Source organism: Bordetella sp. N (assembly GCF_001433395.1).
GTDB lineage: Bacteria > Pseudomonadota > Gammaproteobacteria > Burkholderiales > Burkholderiaceae_B > Bordetella_C.
The window spans coordinates 5,001,027-5,022,742 of the sequence record NZ_CP013111.1 but is presented as its reverse complement, the minus strand read 5'-3'; the positions used below and the strand labels follow the sequence as shown (position 1 = coordinate 5,022,742).

Genomic DNA, 21,716 nt, shown 5'->3' with positions numbered 1-21,716 from the left:
GTTTCAACCGTATCCGCAGGCATCCGCTCGCACAGGCCACGCCATGAATGATGTATCCCGCGCCGATTACCGCGCCACGTATTTGATAGAAACGCCCTTTCCGCTGGAACAGGCCGCCGAGGTGCTGGCGGGCGAGCAGTCCAGCGGCACCTTCGTGCGGGTGGCGGGCGAGACCGATGACCTGCGGGCACGCTCACGGGCCGTGGTCACGTCCATCCGGCAGACCGGCGAGTCGGATGTGCCCAGCCTGCCGAATGCCTACCTGGAACGGCGCGGCGTGGGCGGGCCGTACAAACAGGCGCGCATCACCGTGTCCTTTCCCATCGACAACGTCGGCGCCAACCTGCCGACCCTGGCGGCGACGGTGGGCGGCAATATCTACGACCTGGGCGAGATGACGGGCGTGAAGCTGCTGTCGCTGGATCTGCCTCCGGAATTCGTGCGGCAGTTCGATGCGCCGCGCCACGGGGTGGCGGGCACGCGCGCCTTGACGGGCCGGGATGCCGGGCCCATTCTGGGCACCATCATCAAACCCAACGTCGGCATGACGCCGGCCGACACCGCTCGCACGGTGGCCGGCCTGTGCGCCGCCGGCGTGGACTTCATCAAGGATGACGAAGTGATGGCCAATCCGCCGCATTCGCCCCTGGCGCAGCGGGTCGATGAGGTCATGCGGGTCATCAACGATCATGCCCAGCGGACGGGCCGCAAGGTGATGTATGCCTTCAATATTTCGGACGACCTGGATGCCATGCGGCGCCATGCCGATCTGGTGGCCAGTGCCGGCGGCACCTGCGTCATGGCCAGCTTGAACTGGTGTGGCTTCTCGGCCATCCAGGCGCTGCGGCGCAGCACGCCGCTGGCGCTGCATGGCCATCGTAATGGCCTGGCGATGATGTCGCGGCATCCCGCGCTGGGCATCGATTTCCAGGCTTATCAGGCCTTGTGGCGGCTGGCGGGGGTGGATCAGCTGCACGTCAATGGACTGGGTGGGAAGTTTTATGAAAGCGACGACAGCGTCATTGCGTCGGCGCGCGCTTGCCTGACGCCCATGGCGGGAGGCGATGCGGTGATGCCGGTGTTTTCGTCGGGGCAGTGGGCGGGGACGGTGCCGGCGACGTTCGCGGCGCTGGGCGGGCAGGATCTGATTTTCCTGTCCGGGGGCGGCATTCTGGGTCACCCGGACGGGCCGGCGGCCGGCGTGCAGAGCATCCGCGACGCGTGGGACGCGGCGACGGCCGGTATCGCCTTGCCGGAGTTCGCGCGGCAGCGGCCCGCGTTGGCGCAGGCGTTGGCGTTTTATGGGTGATGGCGTGACGGGGGACCTTCCGACACGCGGGTCGGAGCCAGGCGCTGCTGGCGACGCGGAGGGCCCGGGCGTCAGGGGTGGCCGGCCTCGGCTTGCGTTCTATGGGGACGATTTCACCGGGTCCACGGATACGCTGGCGGCGGCGGTGTTGGGGGGGTGGAAAGCGGCGCTGTTCATGGACGTGCCCAGCGTCGAGGATCTGCGCCGGCATGGCGAGCTGGATTGCATAGGCGTGGCGGGAAGCGCGCGGTCCATGGCGCCGGAAGAAATGGACCGGGTGCTGCCGAGGATCTTTGCCGGGTTGGTCGCTACCGGCGCTGCCGTGCTGCATTACAAGACCTGCTCCACGTTCGACAGCGCGACGCATATTGGCAGCATCGGCCATGCGGCCACGTTGGCTCGCGCGGCATTGGCGGCGGTGTCCTCGCTGGCGCCAGCAGCGCCGGGATTGTCGGCTGCGTCGGCAGGCAGGCCGGCCAGTGCGCCACTGACTGCGGCGGCCGGGACGCAGCCGCCACCTGTTTATATAGTGGGTGGGCAGCCGAATCTTGGCCGGTATTGCGCGTACGCGAATTTGTACGCGCGGGCAGGGCAGGATGGCAGGATCTATCGCATCGATCGCCATCCCACCATGAGCTGCCATCCCGTGACGCCCATGGACGAGGCGGACCTGCGAGTCCACCTGGGCCGGCAGGGTCTGCAGGTCTTGTCCTTCGATGTCGAGATGCTGGAGCTGCCTGAAGGTGAACAGGATGCACGTCTGGATGCGCTGTTGAACGACGGCGTCGAAGCCGTGCTGTTCGACGTGACGCGGCCCGCGCATCTTGCCGCGATAGGCCGTCTGCTAAGGGCACGTCTCCCGCCCGCCGGCCCGTTGCTGGCGGTGGGTCCCACGGGCGTGGTGCAAGCGCTGTTAGCCGCGCAGGCAGATGCCCCCGTTGCTGCTGGCGACGTCGCGGGCGGCTTGAACGTCGCCCAGGACGCGAATGCCGCGAATGTCGCGGGCGTCGCGCAAGCGAACGCTTCGGCCGCTGCCACGGCCGCCCGGGCGGCGGTTTCCGTGCCGCAAACTTTTATCGTGGCGGGCAGCCGTTCGCCTGTGACCGCGGCGCAGATCGCGCGCGCCGAACAGGACGGCTTCGTGTCCGTCGCCGTCGATCCCGGCGCGCTGGCCAACTACGGCGACCGCAAGGACGATGGCGCGATGACAGCCGTCATCGCCCGCATTACCGAAGCCTTACGCTCGGGCCGCAGCGTCGTCGCGCATACCACTTTCGCCGATGCCGGCGCGGCCGTGCGCCCGGGCTTCACGCAAGCCCTGGCCGGCGGTAGCGGACGCCTGATGAAGGAAGTGTTGCGCCGCCATCCCTTGAAGCGCGTCGGCTTCGCGGGGGGCGACACATCGAGCCTGGCCGTGCAGTCCTGGGGCATCACCGCGCTGACCCTGGCCTACGTCCTGGCCCCCGGCGTCGCCGTATGCCGCATCGACGCGCCAGGCCAGTCCCTGGACGGCGTGGAGCTCATGCTAAAGGGCGGCCAGATGGGGCCGCCCTCGTTATTCCCCGACTTGCTGGCCGGGATCTGACAAGCCGGCAGCCTCAGGCCGCCAGGGCGATCGACACCGGCTCTTTGGCGATGCACGCGCGCAGGGCGCGGCGCAGGCGGATGATGCCTTCGGTGATCTGCGCTTCGTTCATGGTGGCGAAGGACATGCGCATGGCCTGGGCATCGGCCTGCGCCGGGTCGCCATAAAAAGCATTGCCCGGCACGTAGACCATCTCGTGCTCGATGGCGTAAGGCAGCAGGCGCGTGCTGTCGATCTCGCCCGTCAGCCGGCCCCAGCAGAACATGCCGCCCTGCGGTTGCAGGAAAGTGATCTCATCCCCCATGTGCGTGCGCAGGGCATCGCCCAGCGCGGCGCAGCGCGAGCCATAGGCGGCGCGGATACGCGGCACGTGACGGTCGTAGTGGCCATCGGCCAGATACTGCGCGACGATCTCCTGGATCCAGGCCGAACACGCCATGTCATCGGCGGCCTTGGCCCCCGTGCAGCGGCGGCGGACTTCCGCCGGCGCGATCATCCAGCCGATACGCAGGCCGGGCGCCATGGTCTTGGACATGCTGGAGATGTAGGCGGTCCACTTGCGCGCCTCGCCGGTCGCCAGGGACAGGATGGGCGGCACGGCCTCGCCGGTGAAGCGCAGTTCGCCGTAGGGATCGTCTTCCACCAGCAGGAAGCGATGCTGCACGGCCAGCTCCAGCAGGCGCAGGCGTTTTTCCCGCGTGAGCGTGGCGCCGCAGGGATTGGAGAACGTGGCGACCACGCTCACCAGCTTGGGCTTGTGGATTTCAGCGAGGCGCGCCAGCGCGTCGATGTCTATGCCTTCCGGGCCGGACGGCACGGTGATGACCGTCGCGCCGGTGTGGCGCATGGTCTGGGCGGAATTGGGGAAGCCCGGGCTTTCGACGAAAGCCACGTCGCCCGGTTGCAGCATGACGCGCGAGAGCAGCGCCAGTGCCTGTTGCGAGCCGCCGGTCACGGCCAGCTCGGTGTCCGGGTCGCATTCGATGCCGCGCTGCGCGGACAGTCGCGCCAGGGCGTGGCGCAGGCTGGCCTGGCCTTCGATGTTCGAATACTGCAGGCAGTCGACCAGTCGGGCGCCTACCGTGGCCGAAGCGGCCTGCAGGCCGGCGACGTCGAACAATTCCTGGGCGGGATAGCCACCGGCCATCGAAATGGTGCCGGGTCGGTTGGCGTAGGGCACCAGGCGGCGGATGGGGGAGGCGGGCGGCTGCGTGAAGGGTGCCGCGAAAGCGTATTCGGGCACGGAGGTGGACGGCATGATGGTCGCGGAGGTAGGACGATGATCCGCCTTGGCGGCGGGCCGGACTGCGTACGACATCCCGGCGCGGGTGATAAACATGGCTGACCGGGCTTCAAGGATTCTAAACTAGAAGGGAATTTGGAATGTCGTTTTGTTACCTCGGTGTGGTACGCCGGATGAAAGGGCGATTCGTGCGAATAGCCCTTTATGCTGCGGTGCCGCGACCGCGTGGGTGGGCCCGGGCGCGTGGCGCCGGGCCCGATGGCCGGGGCGACTCCGGAGCTGCCCGCGGGCCCGCCCTGCGAGCAGCGTGCGGCAGGCGCTCAACGTCTTCCATAAACCCTGTCTCGCACTTCTGTATCGATTCCTCTACCGTGTCTGATTCCACTAACGCCATCAACGCCTTTGCCGTCCGCCTCGCCGCCATCCAGGCGCGTATCGATATTGCCTGCCGCCGCGCGGGGCGCAGTTCCGCCGACGTGGCGTTGTTGCCGGTCAGCAAGACGTTCGGCACCGAGCTGATCCGTGACGCCGCCGCCTGCGGCCTGCGGCGTTTTGGCGAAAGCCGGATGCAGGAAGTGCGGGAAAAGGCCGGGCAGCTGACCGACTGCCCGGTCGATTGGGTGGTGATAGGCCATTTGCAGACCAACAAGGCCAAGGACGCCGCTGCCCTGGCGGCGGAGGTGCAGTCGCTGGATCGCCTGGACCTGGCGCAGGCGCTGGACCGGCGCCTGAGCGCCGAAGGCCGCGTGCTGGACGTGCTGGTGCAGGTCAAGACGTCGGACGAGCCATCGAAATTCGGCCTGGACGGCGCCGCCCTGCCGGACTTCCTGCGCACCTTGGCCGCCGACTATCCCAGCCTGCGGGTTCGTGGCCTGATGACCCTGGCGGTGAATAGCGACGACGAGCAGGCGGTACGCGCCTGCTTCCGGCGCCTGCGGACCTTGCGCGACGCCGCGCGTGCGGACGGCCTGGTGGCCGACGCCTGGCGCACGGCCGGCGACCAGGGCGGCCTGGACCGCCTGTCCATGGGCATGAGCGGCGATTTCGAACTGGCCATCGAAGAGGGCTCCACCGAAGTCCGCATCGGCAGCGCGCTCTTCGGCGCGCGCGACTATTCGGCCACTTAGCAACGCGCGGCACTTAGCGACAAGCGGCCCCTTGGCGACAAGGGAATCTCGCCGCGTGCGGGTGAGGGGCGCGCGTCTCTTCGCGCGTTTCCGCTTCACCGCAAGGCGCGCCACGGACATAATGGTGGCAGCCGTGCCGCGATGAGCGCTTCTGGCGCCCAGGGCCTGGTCAAGAACAATGACATCAGGAGACTCCCATGCCTTTCCTCATCCGGCGCCTGCTGGCGCTGGCGCTGACCTGTCTTGCCGCCGGCGCGTCCGCGCAGAACTGGCCCTCGCAACCCTTGCGCTGGATCGTCCCTTATCCGGCCGGCGGCGGTTCGGACGTGGTGGCGCGGGCCGTGGCGGCGGGTCTGGAAAAGCCTTTGGGGCAGCCCATCGTGGTCGAGAACCGGCCGGGCGCGGCCACCATCATCGGCGCCACCGCCGTGGCGCAGGCCACTCCCAACGGCTACATGATCGGTACCGCCGACTCCGGCACGCTGGCCTATAACCCGTCGCTATACGCGCAACTGTCCTACGACCCGCAACGCTTTACCTACATCGGCGGCCTGGCCCAGCTGCCGCTGCTGTTGGCCGTGAATGCGCAGTCGCCTTTCAAATCGGTGGCCGACGTCATCGCCGCCGCGCGGCGCGAACCGGGCAAGCTGACCGCGGCCTCGGCTGGCGCGGGATCGCCGCATCACCTGGCCCTGGAGCTGTTCAAGCAGCGCGCCAATGTCAATGTGCTGCACGTGCCCTACAAGGGCGCGGCGCCGGCCATCCAGGATCTGCTGGGCGGCCAGGTCGACATGATGTTCATCGATCTTGCCGCCGGCCTGCCCAACGTCAAGGCAGGCAAGCTGCGGGTGCTGGCCACGGCCACGCCGCAACGCCTGGCCATCCTGCCGGATGCGCCGACCATGGCGGAGCAGGGCGTGAGCGATTTCACCGCCTATGCCTGGCAAGGCGTGGTCGGCCCGCCCGGCCTGCCCGCCGCGGTGGTCAGGAAACTGGGAGACGACCTGGCGCGCACGCTGGCCTTGCCCGCGGTCGCGGACAAGCTGCACGACATGGGGGTGATGCCCATGCCCATGTCCGGCGCGGAATTCCGCGTCTACGCGGACCGGGAGCGTACGCGCTGGGCGGAAGTGATACGCAAGGCGGGGATCCGGCTGGAGTGACGGCAGGCCGAAGTACAGGCAGGCTGAAGTGACGGGAGGCTGAAGTAAGGGGAGGCTGGAGCGAGGAGGGCTGCGGCGGAGAGGGCTGCAAGGAGGAACCAGATAGCACTCCGAGGATACGAAATTTCCGACGTGCTTTGTCGGTCCGCCCTCATAGGTGGAAAGTCCGCGGGGACCTAGCCTGGGTGCATGCGCTGCAACACGCTATGTCCACGGGACGCAAGCTGAATTGCGCCCATCCTCCTCCAGGTGGCTATCATGACTACTCTCGACACGTCCGCTTCCACGCTCCGGTCGCGCCTTACGACGCTCTTCGGTTTCGCCTCGCCGTATCCGCCCCTGCCCGTCGACGGGCTGGACCGCGAAACCGTCACCACCGTGAAGACCCTGCGCAAGAAATGCCGCCGTGACGGCGCGCTGTTCCAGCAGGGGCTGGCGCTGCATCGCCAGGGCAGAAGCCAGGAGCAACTGAACGCCATGTTCGACGCGGTCACGCACTACAGCTGGGATGTGTGGGCGGGGCCCATCGATGTATCCAGCTTCGAGGAAAGAAGAGAGCGCGAAAAGGTGCTGATCGCGCTGTTGCTGCGGGAGTGCCGGCCGGCCCTGGACCAACATCCCGTCCTGTTGGACTACATCCTCGGCGACGACGCCTGAGGCCGCCGCGTCAATGCGACATCTTCGAGTGGTCCATGCCCGGCATGCTGCCCATGTCGTGCTTCATGGCGCCGCCGGCCTTGTAGCCGATGGGCTGGACCTTGAACTTCACGTCGACCGCGCCGGCATGCTCGAATACCAAAGTCGCCGCTACTTCCTCATCCTGCTTCAGCGGCTGCTTGAGCTTCATGAACATCAGGTGATAACCGCCCGGCGCGAATTTGACTTCACCGCCGGCGGGCACGGTTACCGGCCCGGTGCCGCGCATGCTGGACACGCCGTTTTCCGTGCGGGTCTCGTGCACCTCGACACTGTCGGCGATCGGTGATTTGACCGACAGCAGGCGGTCGGCCTCCTTGCCCTTGTTCTCGATTTCCATATATCCGCCGCCGACGCTCTGGCCCGGCGCCGTCGCGCGCATCCAAAGGTCGTCGATCTCGATGGCGCCGGCCTTGAAATCATGCGCCTGCGCGGCGCCTTGAGCCGCCAGCGCCAACATGGCTGCCAGGGCAAATTTGCGTACGGTCATGGGATAACTCCTAATAAAGAGGAAGCGCGGTTCAGGGCCGGCTCCGGCGGATCAGTTGGCGGGATGCGGCCAGCACCGCATCGGTCAGGCTCGACATGGTGTCCGAGTTTACCCGCCAGTGCTGCCAGTAAAGCGGCGCGTCTTCATAGGCGCGCGCGCGCAGGGGCACCAGAGTGCCCTTGTCCAGTTCCTGCTGGATCAAGGCCAGGGGATTCATCGACCACCCCAGGCCGGCCAGGGATGCCTGTACGAACGCGCGCGCCGAAGGCAGCCACCAGATGGGCGGCTGCCAGGCCGTCTTGCCCATGTACTTGCGTGCGAATCGCGCCTGCATCGCATCCTTGCGGTTGTAGACCAGCACCGGCGCCTGTCCCAGCGACTGCGCGTTGACGCCTTCGGCGAAATGGCGCTCGTGGAATTCCGGGCTGCAGGACGCGACGTAACGCATGCTGCCCAGCGCATGCAGGCGGCAGCCCTGTACCGGCTCGGCCAGCGTGGTGACGGCGCCCAGCACGGTGCCGTTGCGTAACAGCGTGGCCGTGTGGTCCTGGTCTTCCGAGCGCAGGTCCAGGGTGGCCTGGGAGCCCGCCGAAAAGCGGATGGCGGCGTCCATGAACCAGGTTTCAAGGCTGTCGTGGTTCACCGCCACCGGCAGGGTCGCCTGCGGCCCGTCGTCGGCCAGCATGCCCAGCCGGGCCAGCGCGTCGTGCTCCAGCAGGGCGGTCTGCTCGGCGTACTGCACCACGATGCGGCCATCGGCGGTGGGCAGGGCGGGCACGGTGCGCTGCACCAGCAGACGGCCGACGCGGTCTTCCAGTGAACGGATGCGCTGGGAAATGGCGGAGGGGGTGACGTTGAGTGCTTGCGCGGCGCGATCGAAACTGCCCTCGCGGATGACCGCGGCCAAGGCGCGCACATGAGCGTAATCGAGGTTCACTGTATATGAGGAAATTAGAAAGTTGGCGGGTCAGGATCACAGATGAGTTGTCAGGAACGTCCGCCGGGTTCCAGCCTCCCGCGAATGATCCAGGATCAGATTAGAAAATCTTAATATACCTAATGAAAATTAGCTTAACTAATGTAGTGCGCGGCGGCAGAATCACGCCCATGTTTACGACTACCTTCGATCTCCAGGCCTGGTTGGCGGGCCTGCTCACCGGCCTGGGCCTGTTCGCCGCGGTCGGCGCGCAAAGCGCCTTCATCCTGCGCCAGGGGCTGATGCGGGCACATCTGCCCAGCGTGCTGCTGGTCTGCGGCCTGGCCGATGCCGTGGTCATCTTCGCCAGCGCGCTTGGGCTGCGCGCCCTCGATGAACAGGCGCCGTGGCTGATGACGGTCATGGGCTGGGGCGGGGCGGTCTTTCTGGCATGCTGCGCGTGGCGGTCCGCAAGACGGGCCCTGGCGGCGGGCGGCGGCCTGGCGCCAGCGGCCAGGGTGGCGCATACCCGGCGCGGCGCGGTGTTGAGCGCGCTGGCCTTCACTTTGCTCAATCCGCATTTCTGGCTGGATATGGCCCTGGTCGGCGCGCTTGCGCACAACTTCGGCTCGGCCAGCCTGGCCTTCGCCGCCGGCGCTGTCTGCGCCAGCGTGGTGTGGCTGTTGATCCTGGGCGGCGGCGCGCGCCTGGCCGCGCCCCTGCTGCGCGACGCGCGCACATGGCGCGTACTGGACGGCGGCATCGCGGTCGTCATGGCCGGCATGGCCGTGCGTTTATTGCTGCGCGTGGCCTGAAGCACGCACGTTTTCCCCGGCTGCATCGCAACTTACGCGAAGCTTGCGGCGACGCGGGCAATCCCTAGTGCCCTCGGCATTGAGCCCGGGACGCACTGTCACTATCATTTACAGCACGGTGCCGCCTGTCATTTTCCGTTAGCGGGAAACGACGCACGTAGCGGCGCCCGGCGCAGCGATGCCCGATTAGAAGAAGACAAGCAGGGAGACAAACCACCTCGATACGCCCTCTGACGCGCGCATTTTTTGCGCGGCGTCCAGTGCTGCGGTTCACTCCATACGGTTTCAGTCCAGCGATTCAGGCAGTTCAGACAGTCTCAAGAAGCACGCGGTCCTACGCAGTAAAAATCATAAAGGAGACATTAATGAATCATCGTATCAAGCTGCTCGTCGGCGCCCTGGCTCTCGCCTGCATGGGTAACGCCCACGCCGCCGATCCCATCAAGATCGGCGTCAGCGGTCCCTACACCGGTGGATCATCCTCGATGGGCGTGAGCATGCGTGACGGCGTGCGTCTGGCTGCCGAAGAAATCAATAAGAGCGGCGGTGTGCTCGGGCGCCAATTGGTCCTGATCGAGCGCGACGACGAAGCCAAGAACGAGCGCGGCGTGCAGATCGCGCAGGAGCTGATCAACAAGGAACAGGTTGCCGCCGTCGTCGGCTATATCAATACCGGGGTGGCGCTGGCTTCCCAGCGCTTCTTCCAGGATGCCAAGATTCCGGTCTTCAACAACGTCGCCACCGGCAGCGTCATCACGCACCAGTTCAAGGCGCCGGAGAACCCCGACAACTACGTCTTCCGCAACGCCGCCCATGACAGCATCCAGGCGCCGATGATCGTCGAGGAAGCCGTGGTGCGCAGCGGCTTCAAGAAGGTCGCCATCCTGGCCGACTCCACCAACTATGGCCAGCTGGGCCGCGAAGACCTGGAAAAAGCGCTGGCCGCGAAAGGCGTGAAGGCGGTGGCCACCGAGAAGTTCAACATCAAGGACGTCGACATGACGGCCCAGCTGTTGAAGTCCAAGGAAGCCGGCGCGCAAGCCGTGTTGACCTACGGCATCGGGCCCGAGCTGGCGCAGATCGCCAACGGTATGGCCAAGCTGGGCTGGAAGGTGCCGATCGTCGGCAGCTGGACCCTGTCCATGGCCAACTACATCGATAACGCCGGCGCCAACGGTTCGGGTGCGCGCATGCCGCAAACCTTCATCCAGGAACCCAATACGCCCAAGCGCAAGGCCTTCATCGACGCCTACCTGGCCAAGTTCAAGCCCAAGAACAACCGCATCGATTCGCCGGTGTCGGCCGCCCAGGGCTATGACTCGATCTACCTGCTGGCGGCGGCCATCACCCAGGCCAACTCGACCGAGGGCCCCAAGGTGCGCGCTGCGCTGGAAGACCTGCAGAAGCCGGTGGAAGGCGTGGTCATGACGTATGACAAGCCGTTCACGCACGACGACCACGATGCCATCACCGCCAACCTGGTGGTGTTCGGCGAGGTCAAGGACGGCCGCGTGGTCTATGCGTATCCGGACGACCTGAAGGCCACCGCCCAGCCGCGCAAGAAGGACAGCGCGGCGTCGGCGGCAGCGTCGAAGTAAGCACGTCAAAGCACGATTGAGCAGCAGGCAAACCCCCGCCCAACAGGGCGGGGGTGGGTTTCTTCGCGGAAAATCCGATGATTCTCTTGCAATTGATTTACAGCGGAATCGCGCTGGGCATGATCTACGCGGTCATCGCCTTCGGCTATCAACTGACGTTCGCGACCTCGGGCACCTTGAACTTCGGCCAGGGCGAGGCCCTGATGCTGGGCGCGCTGGTGGGCCTGACGCTGGTCGGCCTGGGCGTCAATTATTGGTTGATGATACCCATCGTCTGCGTCTTCGGCTTCATCCAGGGCGCGGTGGTCGAACGTATCGCCGTGCGTCCGGCCATCAAGACGCGCTCCGAGTTCGGCTGGATCATGGCCACCATCGCGCTGGGCATCATTTTCCGCAACGTCGCGGAAAACGTCTGGGGCCGTGACGACCTGCCTTTCCCGTCGCCGCTGCCCGTGGCGCCCGTGCAGATAGCCGGCGCCAACGTGCTGCCGATGGAAATGCTGGTGGTCGTCGGCGCGCTGGCCATGATGTTGCTGGTCGAACTGTTCAACCGCAAGTCCATCCACGGCAAGGCTTTCGTCGCCACGTCCAACGACCGCGACGCGGCGGGCCTGATGGGCATCAATACCGGGCTGGTGATCACCTTCTCCTACGCGCTGTCGTCGCTGACCGCGTCTTTCGCCGGCGTGCTGATCGCGCCGCTCACGCTGACGGGCGCCACCATGGGCGCGGTGCTGGGCCTGAAGGCCTTCGCCGTCGCCATCATCGGCGGCCTGTCCAGCGGCACCGGCGTGGTGGTCGGCGGCCTGATCCTCGGCATCGCCGAGACCACCACCGGCTTCTATCTGTCGACCGGCTACAAGGACGTACCCGGCCTGGTGTTGCTGTTGCTGGTGCTCGCGTTCAAGCCCGCCGGCCTGTTCGGCAAGACCGCGATCAAGAAGGTCTGACCCATGAAACCGCTCACCTTGATCGCCTCGATTCTGGGCATCGCCTTCCTGATCGGCCTGCCGCTGGCCGTCGCCAATCCGTATTACCTGCATCTCGTCGAAACCATCATGATCTACGCCATCCTGCTGTTCGGGCTGGATATCGTGGTGGGGTACACGGGGCAGGTGTCGCTGGGCCATGCCGGCCTGTTCGGTATCGGCTCCTATGTCGTGGGTGTGCTGTTCTTCCACCTGGGCTGGCCGATCTGGTTGACCCTGCCGGCGGCCATCGCCATCGCCGCCGTGTTCGGCGCCATCCTGGCCTTGCCGGCGCTGCGCGTGATCGGTCCTTACCTGGCCATGGTCACCCTGGCCTTCGGCACCATCATCCAGATCCTCATCAACGAGATGAGTTTCCTGACTGAAGGTCCGATGGGCATCAAGCTCAACAAGCCGACCATCGGCGGGCACATGCTCGACAAGCGCGAGTACTTCTGGCTGGTGGGGGCGCTGCTGGTGCTCGCGCTGCTGGTCGTGCACCGCATCCTGAAGTCGCACATCGGCCGTACCTTCGAAGCCCTGCGCGACAGCCCCATCGCCGCGGACTGCATGGGCGTGTCGGTGTACCGCTACAAGGTGGTGGCCTTCGTCATCAGCGCCGGCTTTGCCGGGCTTGCCGGCGGGCTCTATTCCTACTCCGAGCAATACATCTCACCCAATACCTACAACTTCGAACTGACCATCCTGTTCCTGTTGGCCATCATCATGGGCGGACGCAAGACCCGCGTGGGCGCGCTGCTGGGCGCCGCCATCGTGGTGCTGCTGCCCAAGATGCTGGACGACATCGCGACCTTCCGCCTGATCGCGCTGGGCCTGGCCTTGCTGGTGCTGATCGGCGGCGCCGTCGCCGTGGCCAAGGGCCGCACGACGCCACGGCGCATGGCGGTGCCGGTGGTCGGCACGGTGGCCCTGACGGTGTTCGCCTACTGGATGGAAGCGCTGACGGACTGGCGCCTGACCATCTTCGGCCTGATGATACTTTTCGTCGTGTACTACCTGCCCGACGGCATCGTGGGGTTCGTGCGCAACCTGTTCTTCAACACCCAGCGTGCCGCGCTGGCGGTGAAGAAGGAACTGGTTCAGGAAACGGATGCCGTGCCGCAGACACGCGCCGATCATGGGCAGGAGCTGCTGACGGCCAAGGGCATCCTGATGCAGTTCGGCGGCCTGCGCGCCTTGAATCAGGTCGACCTGGTAGTCAAGCGCGGTTCCATCCACGGGCTGATCGGGCCTAACGGGTCGGGCAAGAGCACCATGATGAACGTGCTGAGCGGCATTTATGTGCCCACGGCGGGCGCGGTGGAATTCGGCGGCCGGTCACTGGTGGGCCTGGTGCCGGCGCAGATCGCGTCGGCCGGCGTGGCGCGCACGTTCCAGAACGTGGCGCTGTTCGGCGAGATGACCGCGCTGGAAAACGTGCTGGTGGGCCTGCACCATACCTTCCGCACCGGCCTGACCAACATCGCCCTGCGCACGCCGCGCTGGAAGCGCGAAGAGAACGAAGCGCGGGCGCGCGCGCTGGCCCTGCTGGAATTCGTGGGACTGGAAAATCTGGCGGACGAAGAGGCGCGCAACCTGCCCTACGGCAAGCAGCGCCTGCTGGAAATCGCGCGCGCGCTGGCACTGGATCCGCAACTGCTGCTGCTCGATGAACCGGCGGCGGGGCTGACCGCGCCCGACATCGCCGAGCTGCTGGTGATCATCCGCAAGGTGCGCGACCACGGCATCACCCTGATCCTGATCGAGCATCATATGGACGTGGTGATGGGTGTCTGCGACACGGTGTCGGTGCTGGACTTCGGACAGAAGATCGCCGAGGGTTTGCCGGCCGAGGTGCAGGCCAATCCCAAGGTCGTCGAAGCCTATCTGGGCGGCTCGGCCGCCTGACGAGAGTGACACATGCTATCCATCAAGAATCTCGAAGCGGGCTACGGCAAGGTCAAGGTCCTGCACGGCATCACCATGGAGGTGCCGAAGGCCAAGGTGGTGACGCTGATCGGCTCCAACGGCGCCGGCAAGACCACCACGATGCGCGCGCTGTCGGGCATGATCAAACCCTCCGCGGGTGAAATCACGCTGGGCGCGCAGCGTATCGACGGCCTCGATTCGCATCGCATCGCGCGCCTGGGCCTGGCGCATTCGCCGGAGGGCCGGCGGGTGTTTCCCACCCTGTCGGTGGCGGACAATCTGCGGCTGGGCGCCTATCCGCGCCTGACGGGCAAGCGTCCGCGCGGCGACGTCGACGGCGACCTGGAGCGCGCCATGGACCTGTTCCCGCGCCTGAAGGAAAGGCGGGCGCAATTGGCCGGCACCTTGTCCGGTGGCGAGCAGCAGATGCTGGCCATGGCGCGCGCCGTCATGCTGAATCCCGAGCTGGTGCTGCTGGACGAACCGTCCATGGGACTGGCGCCGATCCTCGTGGAAGAAGTGTTCCGCATCATCGGCCGCTTGAAGGAGCAGGGCGTGACCATGCTGCTGGTGGAGCAATTCGCCGCGGCGGCCCTGAATGTAGCGGACTACGGCTATGTCCTTGAGAACGGCCGCATTTCCGTCCATGGCACACCCGACAAGCTGCGCCACGATCCCGCCGTGGTGGCGGCCTACCTGGGCGGTTCCCACTGATCGGGGTTTAGCTTGACGTCATGGCAGTCCTTTGCCTGCCCAGGGATCTTCGCCGTAATGCTTCAAGCCTTCCAGATCCATCACCCGCACGCCGCCGTACTCCACTCGCAGCAGGCCGGCAGCCTCCAACGCGGCCAGGGCCTGATTGGCGCGCTGGCGCGACACACGGGCCAGGTAGCCCACTTCTTCCTGGGTGATGGCCAGCTTCATGCCCATGCCGGGATAGAGCAGGGGATTGAACAATTCCGCCAGGCAGCGCGCCACGCGTGCATCGGTGTCGAGCAGGCGGTCGTTTTCCGCCTTGCCTATGAACTGCGCGACGCGCTCATTGAGCTGCTGCAGCAGATAGCGATTGAAGGGGATGCTGGTGTCGAGCAGGAATTCAAAAGTCGCCGCCGGCAAGCGGGCCACGACGGATTCCCGTAGCGCCACCACATCGTATTTGCGGATCTCGCGTTTGAGCAGGGTGCCTTCACCTATCCATCCGCCCGCCGGCACGCCGGTCAGGGACGCCAGCTTGCCGTCCGCATTGCCCACGGAAACCTTTAGCAGCCCGGCCAGGACGCCGATCCAGGCCTGCCCTGGTTCACCCTTGCGCTCGATGATGGTGCCGGCCCCCACCTGCTGGATGGTGATGTCTCTGAGGACGCGCGCCTGCTCTTGCGCATTCAACAGACGGAGCCAGGCGGCGGCCAATTGCAGTGAGTCGGCTTGCTGCATCGGGATATACCCTAAAAGGCTAGGAAATGTCGTAGGGGTGACAGTTGGCGTTTTTTTAACCTTATACCTTAAGCGCAGCCCGATACCTACAACGAAGAGGGCTGGACACCGCGCCGGGGGTGTCGCGATCCACCGATCGCCGCATCAGGCCATGTGTCCAGACCCACACAGGAGACAACGTGGCGCAAGACCTGTCTGCATCCTCGCCGATGCCGGCGGCGGCGGACACCTTTCCCGCCCTGCTGCTGGCGCATGCGCATACGCGCGGCGACCGTCCCGCGATCCGGGAGAAGAACCTTGGCATCTGGCAGGCCCTGACCTGGGCGCAGGTCGCGGCCATGGTGCGCCGCACCGCGCACGGACTGGCTGCCCAGGGCGTGTTGCCGGGCCAGCACGTGGCCGTGGTCGGCGAGAACCGTCCGCGCCTGTATATCTCCATGATGGCGGCCCAGGCGCTGGGCGCGATTCCGGTGCCGATGTACCAGGACGCCGTCGCGCAGGAAATGGCCTATGTGCTGCAGGACGCTGCCATCGGCGTGGTGATCGCCGAGGACCAGGAGCAGGTCGACAAGATGCTGGAGGTACGCGGCGGCTGCCCGGACCTGCGCCGCGTCGTCTATGACGACCCCCGCGGGCTGCGTCACTACAGCGATCCCATGCTGATGTCCTTCGACGCGCTGCTGGCCGCCGGCGACGCGCACGCGGCGCGCGATGCCGGCTTTTTCGACCGCACCGCGGCCGCCGTGCGGCCGGAAGATACCGCGGCGATGTTCTACACGTCCGGTACCACCGGCAAACCGAAAGGCGTGGTGCTGACCCACCTGGCGTTGATCGACCGCGCGCGCGCGGTGCAGGGCATGGAAAACCTGACCGATCGCGAAGACGTGCTGGCTTATCTGCCGCCGGCGTGGATAGGGCAGAACATGTTTTCCTACACGCAGCTGCTGGTCACGGGCTTTACGGTCAACCATCCGGAATCGCCGTCCACGGTGGCCATCGACATGCGCGACATCGGCCCGACCTATTACTTCGCGCCGCCCCGCATCCTGGAAGACCTGCTCACGCGCGTGCTGATACGCATGGAAGACGCCGGCTATATGAAGCGCCATCTGTTCAAGGCCTGCATGAACCTGGCGCGTCGGGTGGGCGTGCGCATCCTGGATGGCGAGCCGGTGGCGCTGTTCGACCGCCTGCGCTATGCCCTGGGCGACATGCTGATCTACGGTCCGCTGCGCAACGCCCTGGGCATGAGCCGCGTGCGCGTGGCCTATACGGCGGGCGAGGCCATCGGCCCGGACCTGTTCACCTTTTATCGGTCGTTGGGCATCAACCTGAAGCAGTTGTACGGGTCCACCGAGACCTCGGTGTTCGTGTGCGTGCAGCCCGACGGCAAGGTGCGCGCCGATACCGTGGGCCCGCCAGTGGCCGGCGTGGAGATCAAGGTTGCCGACAGCGGCGAGATCCTGGTGCGCAGCCCGGGCCTGTTCAAGGAGTACTACCGCAATCCCGCCGCCACCGTGGAAGCGCGTGGCGAAGACGGCTGGTTCCATACGGGTGATGCCGGTTATCTGGATCAGGATGGGCAACTGAAGATCATCGATCGCGCCAAGGACGTCGGCAAGCTGGCGGACGGCAGCCTGTTCGCCCCTAAGTACATCGAAAACAAGCTGAAGTTCTTTCCGCACATCAAGGAAGTGGTGGCCTTCGGCGCGGGCCGCGACCAGGTCTGCGCATTCATCAATATCGATCTGGAAGCCGTCGGCAACTGGGCCGAGCGGCGTGGCCTGGCGTATGCCGGCTATACCGACCTGGCGGGCAAGGACGAGGTCAGTGAACTGATCCTGGGCTGTGTCGAGCAGGCCAATGCCGACCTGGCGCACGATCCGCGTCTGGCGGCGTCCCAGGTGCGGCGCTTCCTGATCCTGCACAAGGAACTGGATCCCGATGATGACGAACTCACCCGTACGCGCAAGGTGCGGCGTGCCTTCATCGCGCAGAAGTACGCCGTGCTGGTGGACGCGTTGTTCGCGGGGCAGGCCACCCAGTACATCGAAACCGAGGTGAAGTTCGAAGACGGCCGCGTCGGCCGCATCGCCGCGGACCTGAAACTGCGCGAGGCGCGGGTGTTCCCCGCGTTGGCCGGGGAGGCGGCCTGATATGAGCCAAGCTGTATTGATGGCCCGTTCCGCCGACACCGCGCTGGCCGCTGACGACCCCATCGCCGACGCACCCGCCACCCGCGCGCGGCGTAGTGGCGAGGTGATACTCGACATGCAGAACATCTCGCTGTCCTTCGGCGGGGTCAAGGCGCTGACCGACATCTCCTTCAATGTCCGCGAGCATGAGATCCGCGCCATCATCGGCCCCAACGGCGCCGGCAAGAGCTCCATGCTCAACGTCATCAACGGCGTCTACACGCCGCAGCAGGGCGCCATCGTCTTCGCGGGCGACCACTACACCCGCATGTCTCCCCGCCGCGCGGCCGAGATGGGCATCGCCCGCACGTTCCAGAACCTGGCGCTGTTCAAGGGCATGAGCGTGCTGGACAACATCATGACCGGCCGCAACCTGCGCATGAAGTGCGGCCTGCTGGCGCAGGCGCTGCGCATCGGCCCGGCGGCTCGCGAGGAAAGCCGCCAACGCGAGTTCGTCGAGAACATCATCGACTTCCTGGAGATCCAGGCGTACCGCAAGGTGCCGGTCGGACGCCTGCCTTATGGCCTGCAGAAACGCGTCGACCTGGGCCGCGCGCTGGCCATGGAGCCGCGCCTGCTGCTGCTGGACGAACCGATGGCGGGCATGAATATCGAGGAAAAGCAGGACATGAGCCGCTACATCCTCGACGTCAACGACGAGTTCGGGACGACCATCGTCCTGATCGAACACGATATGGGCGTGGTGATGGATATCTCCGATCGGGTGGTTGTGCTGGACTACGGCAAGAAGATCGGCGATGGCGCGCCCGACGAGGTACGCGCCAATCCCGACGTCATCCGCGCCTATCTGGGCGTCGCGCACTGACCCGCCACGGAGGACGACATGGGATTCTTTCTTGAAACACTGTTCGGCGGCCTGATGAGCGGCATGCTGTACGCCCTGATCGGCCTGGGCTTCGTGCTGATCTTCAAGGCGTCCGGCGTTTTCAATTTCGCGCAGGGCGCCATGGTGCTGGTCGCCGCCCTGGCGATGGCGCGCTTTTCCGAATGGATTCCGCGCTGGCTCGGTTTCAGCAATCCGCTGCTGGCGAACGTGCTGGCCTTCATCGTGGCGGCGGCCGTGATGTTCGCGCTGGCGGTGGTGGTGGAAAAATTCGTGCTGCGCCATCTGGTCAACCAGGAAGCCACCACGCTGTTGATGGCCACCTTGGGCATCAGCTATTTCCTCGATGGCCTGGGCCAGATCTCCTTCGGCAGCTCGGTGTATTCCATCAATGTGGGCATGCCCAAGGATCCGGCCATCATCCTTGATTCCGTGTTCGACGGCGGCCTGCTGATCAACCTGGAGGATCTCACTGCCGCGGTGGTGGCGGCCTTGCTGGTGGCGGCGCTGGCGCTGTTCTTCCAGTACACGTCCACCGGCCGGGCCCTGCGCGCGGTGGCGGATGACCATCAGGCGGCACAGTCCATCGGCATTCCGCTCAACCGCATCTGGGTGGTGGTGTGGAGCGTGGCGGGTCTGGTGGCGCTGGTGGCGGGCGTGATCTGGGGCTCCAAATTCGGCGTGCAGTTCACCCTGTCGACCGCGGCGCTGCGAGCCTTGCCTGTGGTGATCCTCGGGGGGCTGACATCGGTGCCCGGCGCCATCCTGGGCGGACTGATCATCGGCGTGGGGGAGAAGTTGTCGGAGGTCTACCTGGGTTCGCTGGTGGGCGGCGGTATCGAAATCTGGTTCGCCTATGTGCTGGCGCTGGTCTTCCTGCTGTTCAGGCCGCAGGGCCTGTTCGGCGAAAAAATCATCGACCGGGTTTAACAGGAGCATTCCATGCTGTATCGCGAGAATGGCCAGTTCAAAACCAGCTACGTGGCCGACCAGCAGATTTTTCCGATCCGCCAGGACCGCATCTTCGTCATGCTGCTGCTGGCCTTTGCCTTCGTCGGCGTGCCCTTGCTGGCCAGCGACTACCTGCTGCGCGCCTTGCTGATCCCCTTCCTGATCCTGTCCCTGGCGGCCGTGGGCCTGAATGTGCTGGTGGGCTATTGCGGCCAGATTTCCCTGGGCACGGGCGCCTTCATGGCCGTGGGCGCTTATGCCGCGTGGAACTTCGGTGTGCGTATTCCCGCCATGCCGCTGCTGCTGCAGATCGTCCTGGGCGGACTGTGCGCCACCGTGGTGGGCGTGATCTTCGGCATCCCCAGCCTGCGCATCCGCGGCCTGTACCTGGCGGTGGCGACCCTGGCCGCGCAATTCTTCGTCGACTGGGCGTTCCTGCGGATCCCGTACTTCACCAACTACTCATCGTCGGGCAACGTGTCGGTGCCGCAGCTGACGGCCTTCGGGCTGCCGGTGCAGACCGCCATGGAGAAATACCTGTTCGTGCTGGCGCTGGTGTGCGTGTTCACGCTGTTGGTGAAGAACCTGGTGCGCGGCGCCATCGGCCGTGAATGGATGGCCATCCGCGACATGGACGTGGCGGCGTCCGTCATCGGCATCCGGCCGATGTACGCCAAGCTGACCGCCTTCGCCGTCAGTTCCTTCATCGTCGGCGTGGCGGGAGCCTTGTGGGGCTTCATCCACCTGGGTTCGTGGGAGCCGCTGGCGTTCGACCTGACCCGCTCCTTCCAGCTCCTGTTCATGGTCATCATCGGCGGGCTCGGCTCCATCCTGGGTTGTTTCTTCGGCGCGGCCTTCATCGTTCTGGTGCCCGTGCTGCTGTCCAACATACCGGGCATGTTGGGACTGCCGCTGGCGGTGGACACGGCATCCCATATCGAGCACATGGTGTTCGGCGCCCTCATCGTCACGTTTTTGATCGCCGAGCCGCATGGCCTGGCGCGCTTGTGGAGCATTGCCAAAGAGAAATTGCGGCTGTGGCCTTTTCCGTATTGAAACCGGTATATCACGGTGCCATCAGAGCACCCCGAGGAGGTAATGGAGATGAAACGTTTGAACCTGAAGCGTGCAGGCGCCGCGCTCGCCCTGGGCGCCGCGCTGGGCGGCGTCACCCTGCCGGCCCTCGCCGACGAGCAGTTCGTGCCGTTGCTGGTGTACCGCACCGGCTCCTTCGCGCCGCTGGGCATACCGTGGGCCGACGGCAAGCTGGACTACCTGAAGCTGGTCAATGAACGCGACGGCGGCATCAACGGCGTCAAGATCACCTATGAGGAATGCGAAACCGCCTACGCCACGGACAAGGGCGTGGAGTGCTACGAGCGCCTGAAATCGCATGGTCCGACCGGTGCGTCGGGCTTCGACTCGCAATCCACGGGCATCACTTTCGCGGTGACCGACAAGGCGCCGCTGGACAAGGTGCCGGTGGAAACCGTGGGTTACGGCCTGTCGCAGGCCGCGGATGGGTCGGTGTTCCAGTGGAACTTCCCGCTGCTCGGCACCTACTGGACCGCCGCCGACGTGATGATCCAGGACATCGCCAAGAAAGAAGGCGGCATGGACAAGCTCAAGGGCAAGAAGATCGCCCTCGTGTATCACGACTCGCCCTACGGCAAGGAGCCGATCCAGCTGCTGCAGAAGCGCGCCGCCGCCAATGGCTTCGAACTGCAGCTGTATCCGGTGACGGCGCCCGGCGTCGAGCAGAAGTCGACCTGGCTGCAGATCCGCCAGGCGCGGCCCGCCTATGTGCTGCTGTGGAGCGCGGGCATCATGACACCTACCGCCATCCGCGAAGCGCAGGCCAGCGGCTATCCGCGCGACAAGATGTATGCGATCTGGTGGGCCGGCTCGGAAGGTGACGTGAAGGACCTGGGCGACGTCGCCAAGGGCTACAACGCCATCACCATCCACAACAGCGGCGAGCAGGGCAAGGTGGCCCAGGATCTGAAGAAGTATGTCTACGACAAGGGCCAGGGCAGCGACCGCAACAACACCACCCTGGGCACCATCGCGCACACCCGCGGCATGATCATTTCCATGCTGCAGGTCGAGGCCATCCGCACGGCGCAGGAGAAGTACGGCAAGGGCAAATCGATGACGCCGGAGCAGGTGCGCTGGGGCTTCGAGAACCTGGATCTGACCCAGGAGAAACTGGACAAGCTGGGCTTCGGCGGCATCGTGCGGCCGTTCAAGACGTCCTGCGCCAATCACCTGGGCGCCGACTGGGCCCGCATCGTGCAATGGGACGGCAAGCAGTTCAAGGTGGCGTCGGACTGGTACCAGGCGGATCCCAATATGGTGGGCCCGCTGGTGAAGGCCGAGGCGGCTAAATACGCCAAGGACAAGAACATCACGCCGAAGAACTGCGAAGGGTAATGAAGCCGGCCTTGCGGGTG

19 protein-coding genes are annotated in these 21,716 nt (G+C 65.7%); 15 read left to right on the top strand and 4 right to left on the bottom strand.

What is annotated here, in order from left to right:
- The first annotated feature begins 43 nt into the window (after positions 1-43).
- Together ASB57_RS21635 and ASB57_RS21630 are read left to right on the top strand one after the other, a co-directional pair.
- A complete protein-coding gene (locus tag ASB57_RS21635; protein WP_057654083.1) occupies positions 44-1,309 on the top strand; it encodes a ribulose-bisphosphate carboxylase large subunit family protein in 1,266 nt (421 codons plus the stop codon).
- The gene (locus ASB57_RS21630) at positions 1,302-2,894 is read left to right on the top strand and encodes a four-carbon acid sugar kinase family protein (protein WP_082621746.1); all 1,593 of its coding nucleotides are present in this window, start codon (positions 1,302-1,304) and stop codon (positions 2,892-2,894) included. Before ASB57_RS21635 ends, ASB57_RS21630 begins: the two co-directional genes overlap by 8 nt.
- A gap of 13 nt (positions 2,895-2,907) precedes the next feature.
- Here ASB57_RS21630 and ASB57_RS21625 read toward each other — a convergent pair whose 3' ends face one another.
- Positions 2,908-4,152 carry a PLP-dependent aminotransferase family protein gene (locus tag ASB57_RS21625; protein WP_057656328.1) on the bottom strand — a complete coding sequence of 415 codons (1,245 nt, stop codon included), beginning with the start codon at positions 4,150-4,152 and terminating at the stop codon, positions 2,908-2,910.
- Between the two features lie 356 nt (positions 4,153-4,508).
- Here ASB57_RS21625 and ASB57_RS21620 point away from each other — a divergent pair, with 356 nt between their 5' ends.
- From ASB57_RS21620 to ASB57_RS21610, 3 genes are all read left to right on the top strand, one after another.
- Complete coding sequence (locus ASB57_RS21620; protein WP_057654082.1) at positions 4,509-5,264, top strand: YggS family pyridoxal phosphate-dependent enzyme; 756 nt, start codon at positions 4,509-4,511, stop codon at positions 5,262-5,264.
- A 197-nt stretch (positions 5,265-5,461) separates the two neighbouring features.
- Entirely contained in the window at positions 5,462-6,427 is a 966-nt protein-coding gene (locus ASB57_RS21615; RefSeq protein WP_057654081.1) for a tripartite tricarboxylate transporter substrate binding protein, read from the top strand.
- Positions 6,428-6,685: 258 nt separating this feature from the next.
- Positions 6,686-7,084, top strand: coding sequence for a hypothetical protein (locus ASB57_RS21610; protein WP_057654080.1), 399 nt, complete (start codon positions 6,686-6,688; stop codon positions 7,082-7,084).
- Positions 7,085-7,094: 10 nt separating this feature from the next.
- Here the strand turns inward: ASB57_RS21610 and ASB57_RS21605 are convergent, their stop codons facing one another.
- Positions 7,095-7,613 (bottom strand): copper chaperone PCu(A)C, encoded by a 519-nt coding sequence (locus ASB57_RS21605; protein WP_057654079.1) that lies wholly within the window; start codon positions 7,611-7,613, stop codon positions 7,095-7,097.
- A 31-nt stretch (positions 7,614-7,644) separates the two neighbouring features.
- Positions 7,645-8,550 carry a LysR family transcriptional regulator ArgP gene (locus ASB57_RS21600; RefSeq protein ID WP_057654078.1) on the bottom strand — a complete coding sequence of 302 codons (906 nt, stop codon included), beginning with the start codon at positions 8,548-8,550 and terminating at the stop codon, positions 7,645-7,647.
- Between the two features lie 170 nt (positions 8,551-8,720).
- Here ASB57_RS21600 and ASB57_RS21595 point away from each other — a divergent pair, with 170 nt between their 5' ends.
- The 5 genes from ASB57_RS21595 (at position 8,721) to ASB57_RS21575 (ending at position 14,553) form a co-directional block, all read left to right on the top strand.
- Positions 8,721-9,344, top strand: coding sequence for a LysE/ArgO family amino acid transporter (locus tag ASB57_RS21595; RefSeq protein ID WP_057656327.1), 624 nt, complete (start codon positions 8,721-8,723; stop codon positions 9,342-9,344).
- Positions 9,345-9,709: 365 nt separating this feature from the next.
- The gene (locus ASB57_RS21590; RefSeq protein WP_057654077.1) at positions 9,710-10,942 is read left to right on the top strand and encodes an ABC transporter substrate-binding protein; all 1,233 of its coding nucleotides are present in this window, start codon (positions 9,710-9,712) and stop codon (positions 10,940-10,942) included.
- A gap of 77 nt (positions 10,943-11,019) precedes the next feature.
- Positions 11,020-11,892, top strand: a complete 873-nt coding sequence (locus ASB57_RS21585) for a branched-chain amino acid ABC transporter permease (RefSeq protein WP_057656326.1) — start codon at positions 11,020-11,022, stop codon at positions 11,890-11,892.
- Between the two features lie 3 nt (positions 11,893-11,895).
- A complete protein-coding gene (locus tag ASB57_RS21580) occupies positions 11,896-13,818 on the top strand; it encodes a branched-chain amino acid ABC transporter ATP-binding protein/permease (protein ID WP_057654076.1) in 1,923 nt (640 codons plus the stop codon).
- 12 nt (positions 13,819-13,830) lie between these two features.
- On the top strand, positions 13,831-14,553 hold the full coding sequence (locus ASB57_RS21575) for an ABC transporter ATP-binding protein (protein ID WP_057654075.1): 723 nt from the start codon (positions 13,831-13,833) through the stop codon (positions 14,551-14,553).
- A gap of 18 nt (positions 14,554-14,571) precedes the next feature.
- On the opposite strand, the gene ASB57_RS21570 is transcribed toward ASB57_RS21575, so the two are convergent.
- Entirely contained in the window at positions 14,572-15,273 is a 702-nt protein-coding gene (locus ASB57_RS21570; RefSeq protein ID WP_057654074.1) for a Crp/Fnr family transcriptional regulator, read from the bottom strand.
- 209 nt (positions 15,274-15,482) lie between these two features.
- On the opposite strand from ASB57_RS21570, the gene ASB57_RS21565 reads away from it, so the two are divergent.
- The 5 genes from ASB57_RS21565 to ASB57_RS21545 all read left to right on the top strand — a co-directional run bounded on the left by ASB57_RS21565 (position 15,483) and on the right by ASB57_RS21545 (position 21,696).
- The gene (locus ASB57_RS21565; RefSeq protein ID WP_057654073.1) at positions 15,483-17,429 is read left to right on the top strand and encodes a long-chain fatty acid--CoA ligase; all 1,947 of its coding nucleotides are present in this window, start codon (positions 15,483-15,485) and stop codon (positions 17,427-17,429) included.
- Between the two features lie 115 nt (positions 17,430-17,544).
- Positions 17,545-18,294: an ABC transporter ATP-binding protein gene (locus tag ASB57_RS21560; RefSeq protein WP_057656325.1), complete on the top strand. Its 750-nt coding sequence runs from the start codon at positions 17,545-17,547 to the stop codon at positions 18,292-18,294.
- A gap of 18 nt (positions 18,295-18,312) precedes the next feature.
- The gene (locus tag ASB57_RS21555; protein ID WP_057654072.1) at positions 18,313-19,242 is read left to right on the top strand and encodes a branched-chain amino acid ABC transporter permease; all 930 of its coding nucleotides are present in this window, start codon (positions 18,313-18,315) and stop codon (positions 19,240-19,242) included.
- 12 nt (positions 19,243-19,254) lie between these two features.
- Positions 19,255-20,319 carry a branched-chain amino acid ABC transporter permease gene (locus ASB57_RS21550; RefSeq protein WP_057654071.1) on the top strand — a complete coding sequence of 355 codons (1,065 nt, stop codon included), beginning with the start codon at positions 19,255-19,257 and terminating at the stop codon, positions 20,317-20,319.
- A 42-nt stretch (positions 20,320-20,361) separates the two neighbouring features.
- Positions 20,362-21,696, top strand: a complete 1,335-nt coding sequence (locus ASB57_RS21545) for an ABC transporter substrate-binding protein (RefSeq protein ID WP_156414231.1) — start codon at positions 20,362-20,364, stop codon at positions 21,694-21,696.
- Positions 21,697-21,716 lie beyond the last annotated feature (20 nt).

What these genes read in the sequence shown, in the direction of transcription:
- ASB57_RS21635 (WP_057654083.1), top strand. Translation starts at nt 44, where the DNA reads ATGAATGATGTATCCCGCGCCGATTACCGCGCCACGTATTTGATAGAA.
- ASB57_RS21630 (WP_082621746.1), top strand. Translation starts at nt 1,302, where the DNA reads ATGGGTGATGGCGTGACGGGGGACCTTCCGACACGCGGGTCGGAGCCA.
- ASB57_RS21625 (WP_057656328.1), bottom strand. Translation starts at nt 4,152, where the DNA reads ATGCCGTCCACCTCCGTGCCCGAATACGCTTTCGCGGCACCCTTCACG.
- ASB57_RS21615 (WP_057654081.1), top strand. Translation starts at nt 5,462, where the DNA reads ATGCCTTTCCTCATCCGGCGCCTGCTGGCGCTGGCGCTGACCTGTCTT.
- ASB57_RS21610 (WP_057654080.1), top strand. Translation starts at nt 6,686, where the DNA reads ATGACTACTCTCGACACGTCCGCTTCCACGCTCCGGTCGCGCCTTACG.
- ASB57_RS21605 (WP_057654079.1), bottom strand. Translation starts at nt 7,613, where the DNA reads ATGACCGTACGCAAATTTGCCCTGGCAGCCATGTTGGCGCTGGCGGCT.
- ASB57_RS21595 (WP_057656327.1), top strand. Translation starts at nt 8,721, where the DNA reads ATGTTTACGACTACCTTCGATCTCCAGGCCTGGTTGGCGGGCCTGCTC.
- ASB57_RS21590 (WP_057654077.1), top strand. Translation starts at nt 9,710, where the DNA reads ATGAATCATCGTATCAAGCTGCTCGTCGGCGCCCTGGCTCTCGCCTGC.
- ASB57_RS21585 (WP_057656326.1), top strand. Translation starts at nt 11,020, where the DNA reads ATGATTCTCTTGCAATTGATTTACAGCGGAATCGCGCTGGGCATGATC.
- ASB57_RS21580 (WP_057654076.1), top strand. Translation starts at nt 11,896, where the DNA reads ATGAAACCGCTCACCTTGATCGCCTCGATTCTGGGCATCGCCTTCCTG.
- ASB57_RS21575 (WP_057654075.1), top strand. Translation starts at nt 13,831, where the DNA reads ATGCTATCCATCAAGAATCTCGAAGCGGGCTACGGCAAGGTCAAGGTC.
- ASB57_RS21570 (WP_057654074.1), bottom strand. Translation starts at nt 15,273, where the DNA reads ATGCAGCAAGCCGACTCACTGCAATTGGCCGCCGCCTGGCTCCGTCTG.
- ASB57_RS21565 (WP_057654073.1), top strand. Translation starts at nt 15,483, where the DNA reads ATGCCGGCGGCGGCGGACACCTTTCCCGCCCTGCTGCTGGCGCATGCG.
- ASB57_RS21560 (WP_057656325.1), top strand. Translation starts at nt 17,545, where the DNA reads ATGCAGAACATCTCGCTGTCCTTCGGCGGGGTCAAGGCGCTGACCGAC.
- ASB57_RS21555 (WP_057654072.1), top strand. Translation starts at nt 18,313, where the DNA reads ATGGGATTCTTTCTTGAAACACTGTTCGGCGGCCTGATGAGCGGCATG.
- ASB57_RS21550 (WP_057654071.1), top strand. Translation starts at nt 19,255, where the DNA reads ATGCTGTATCGCGAGAATGGCCAGTTCAAAACCAGCTACGTGGCCGAC.
- ASB57_RS21545 (WP_156414231.1), top strand. Translation starts at nt 20,362, where the DNA reads ATGGAGATGAAACGTTTGAACCTGAAGCGTGCAGGCGCCGCGCTCGCC.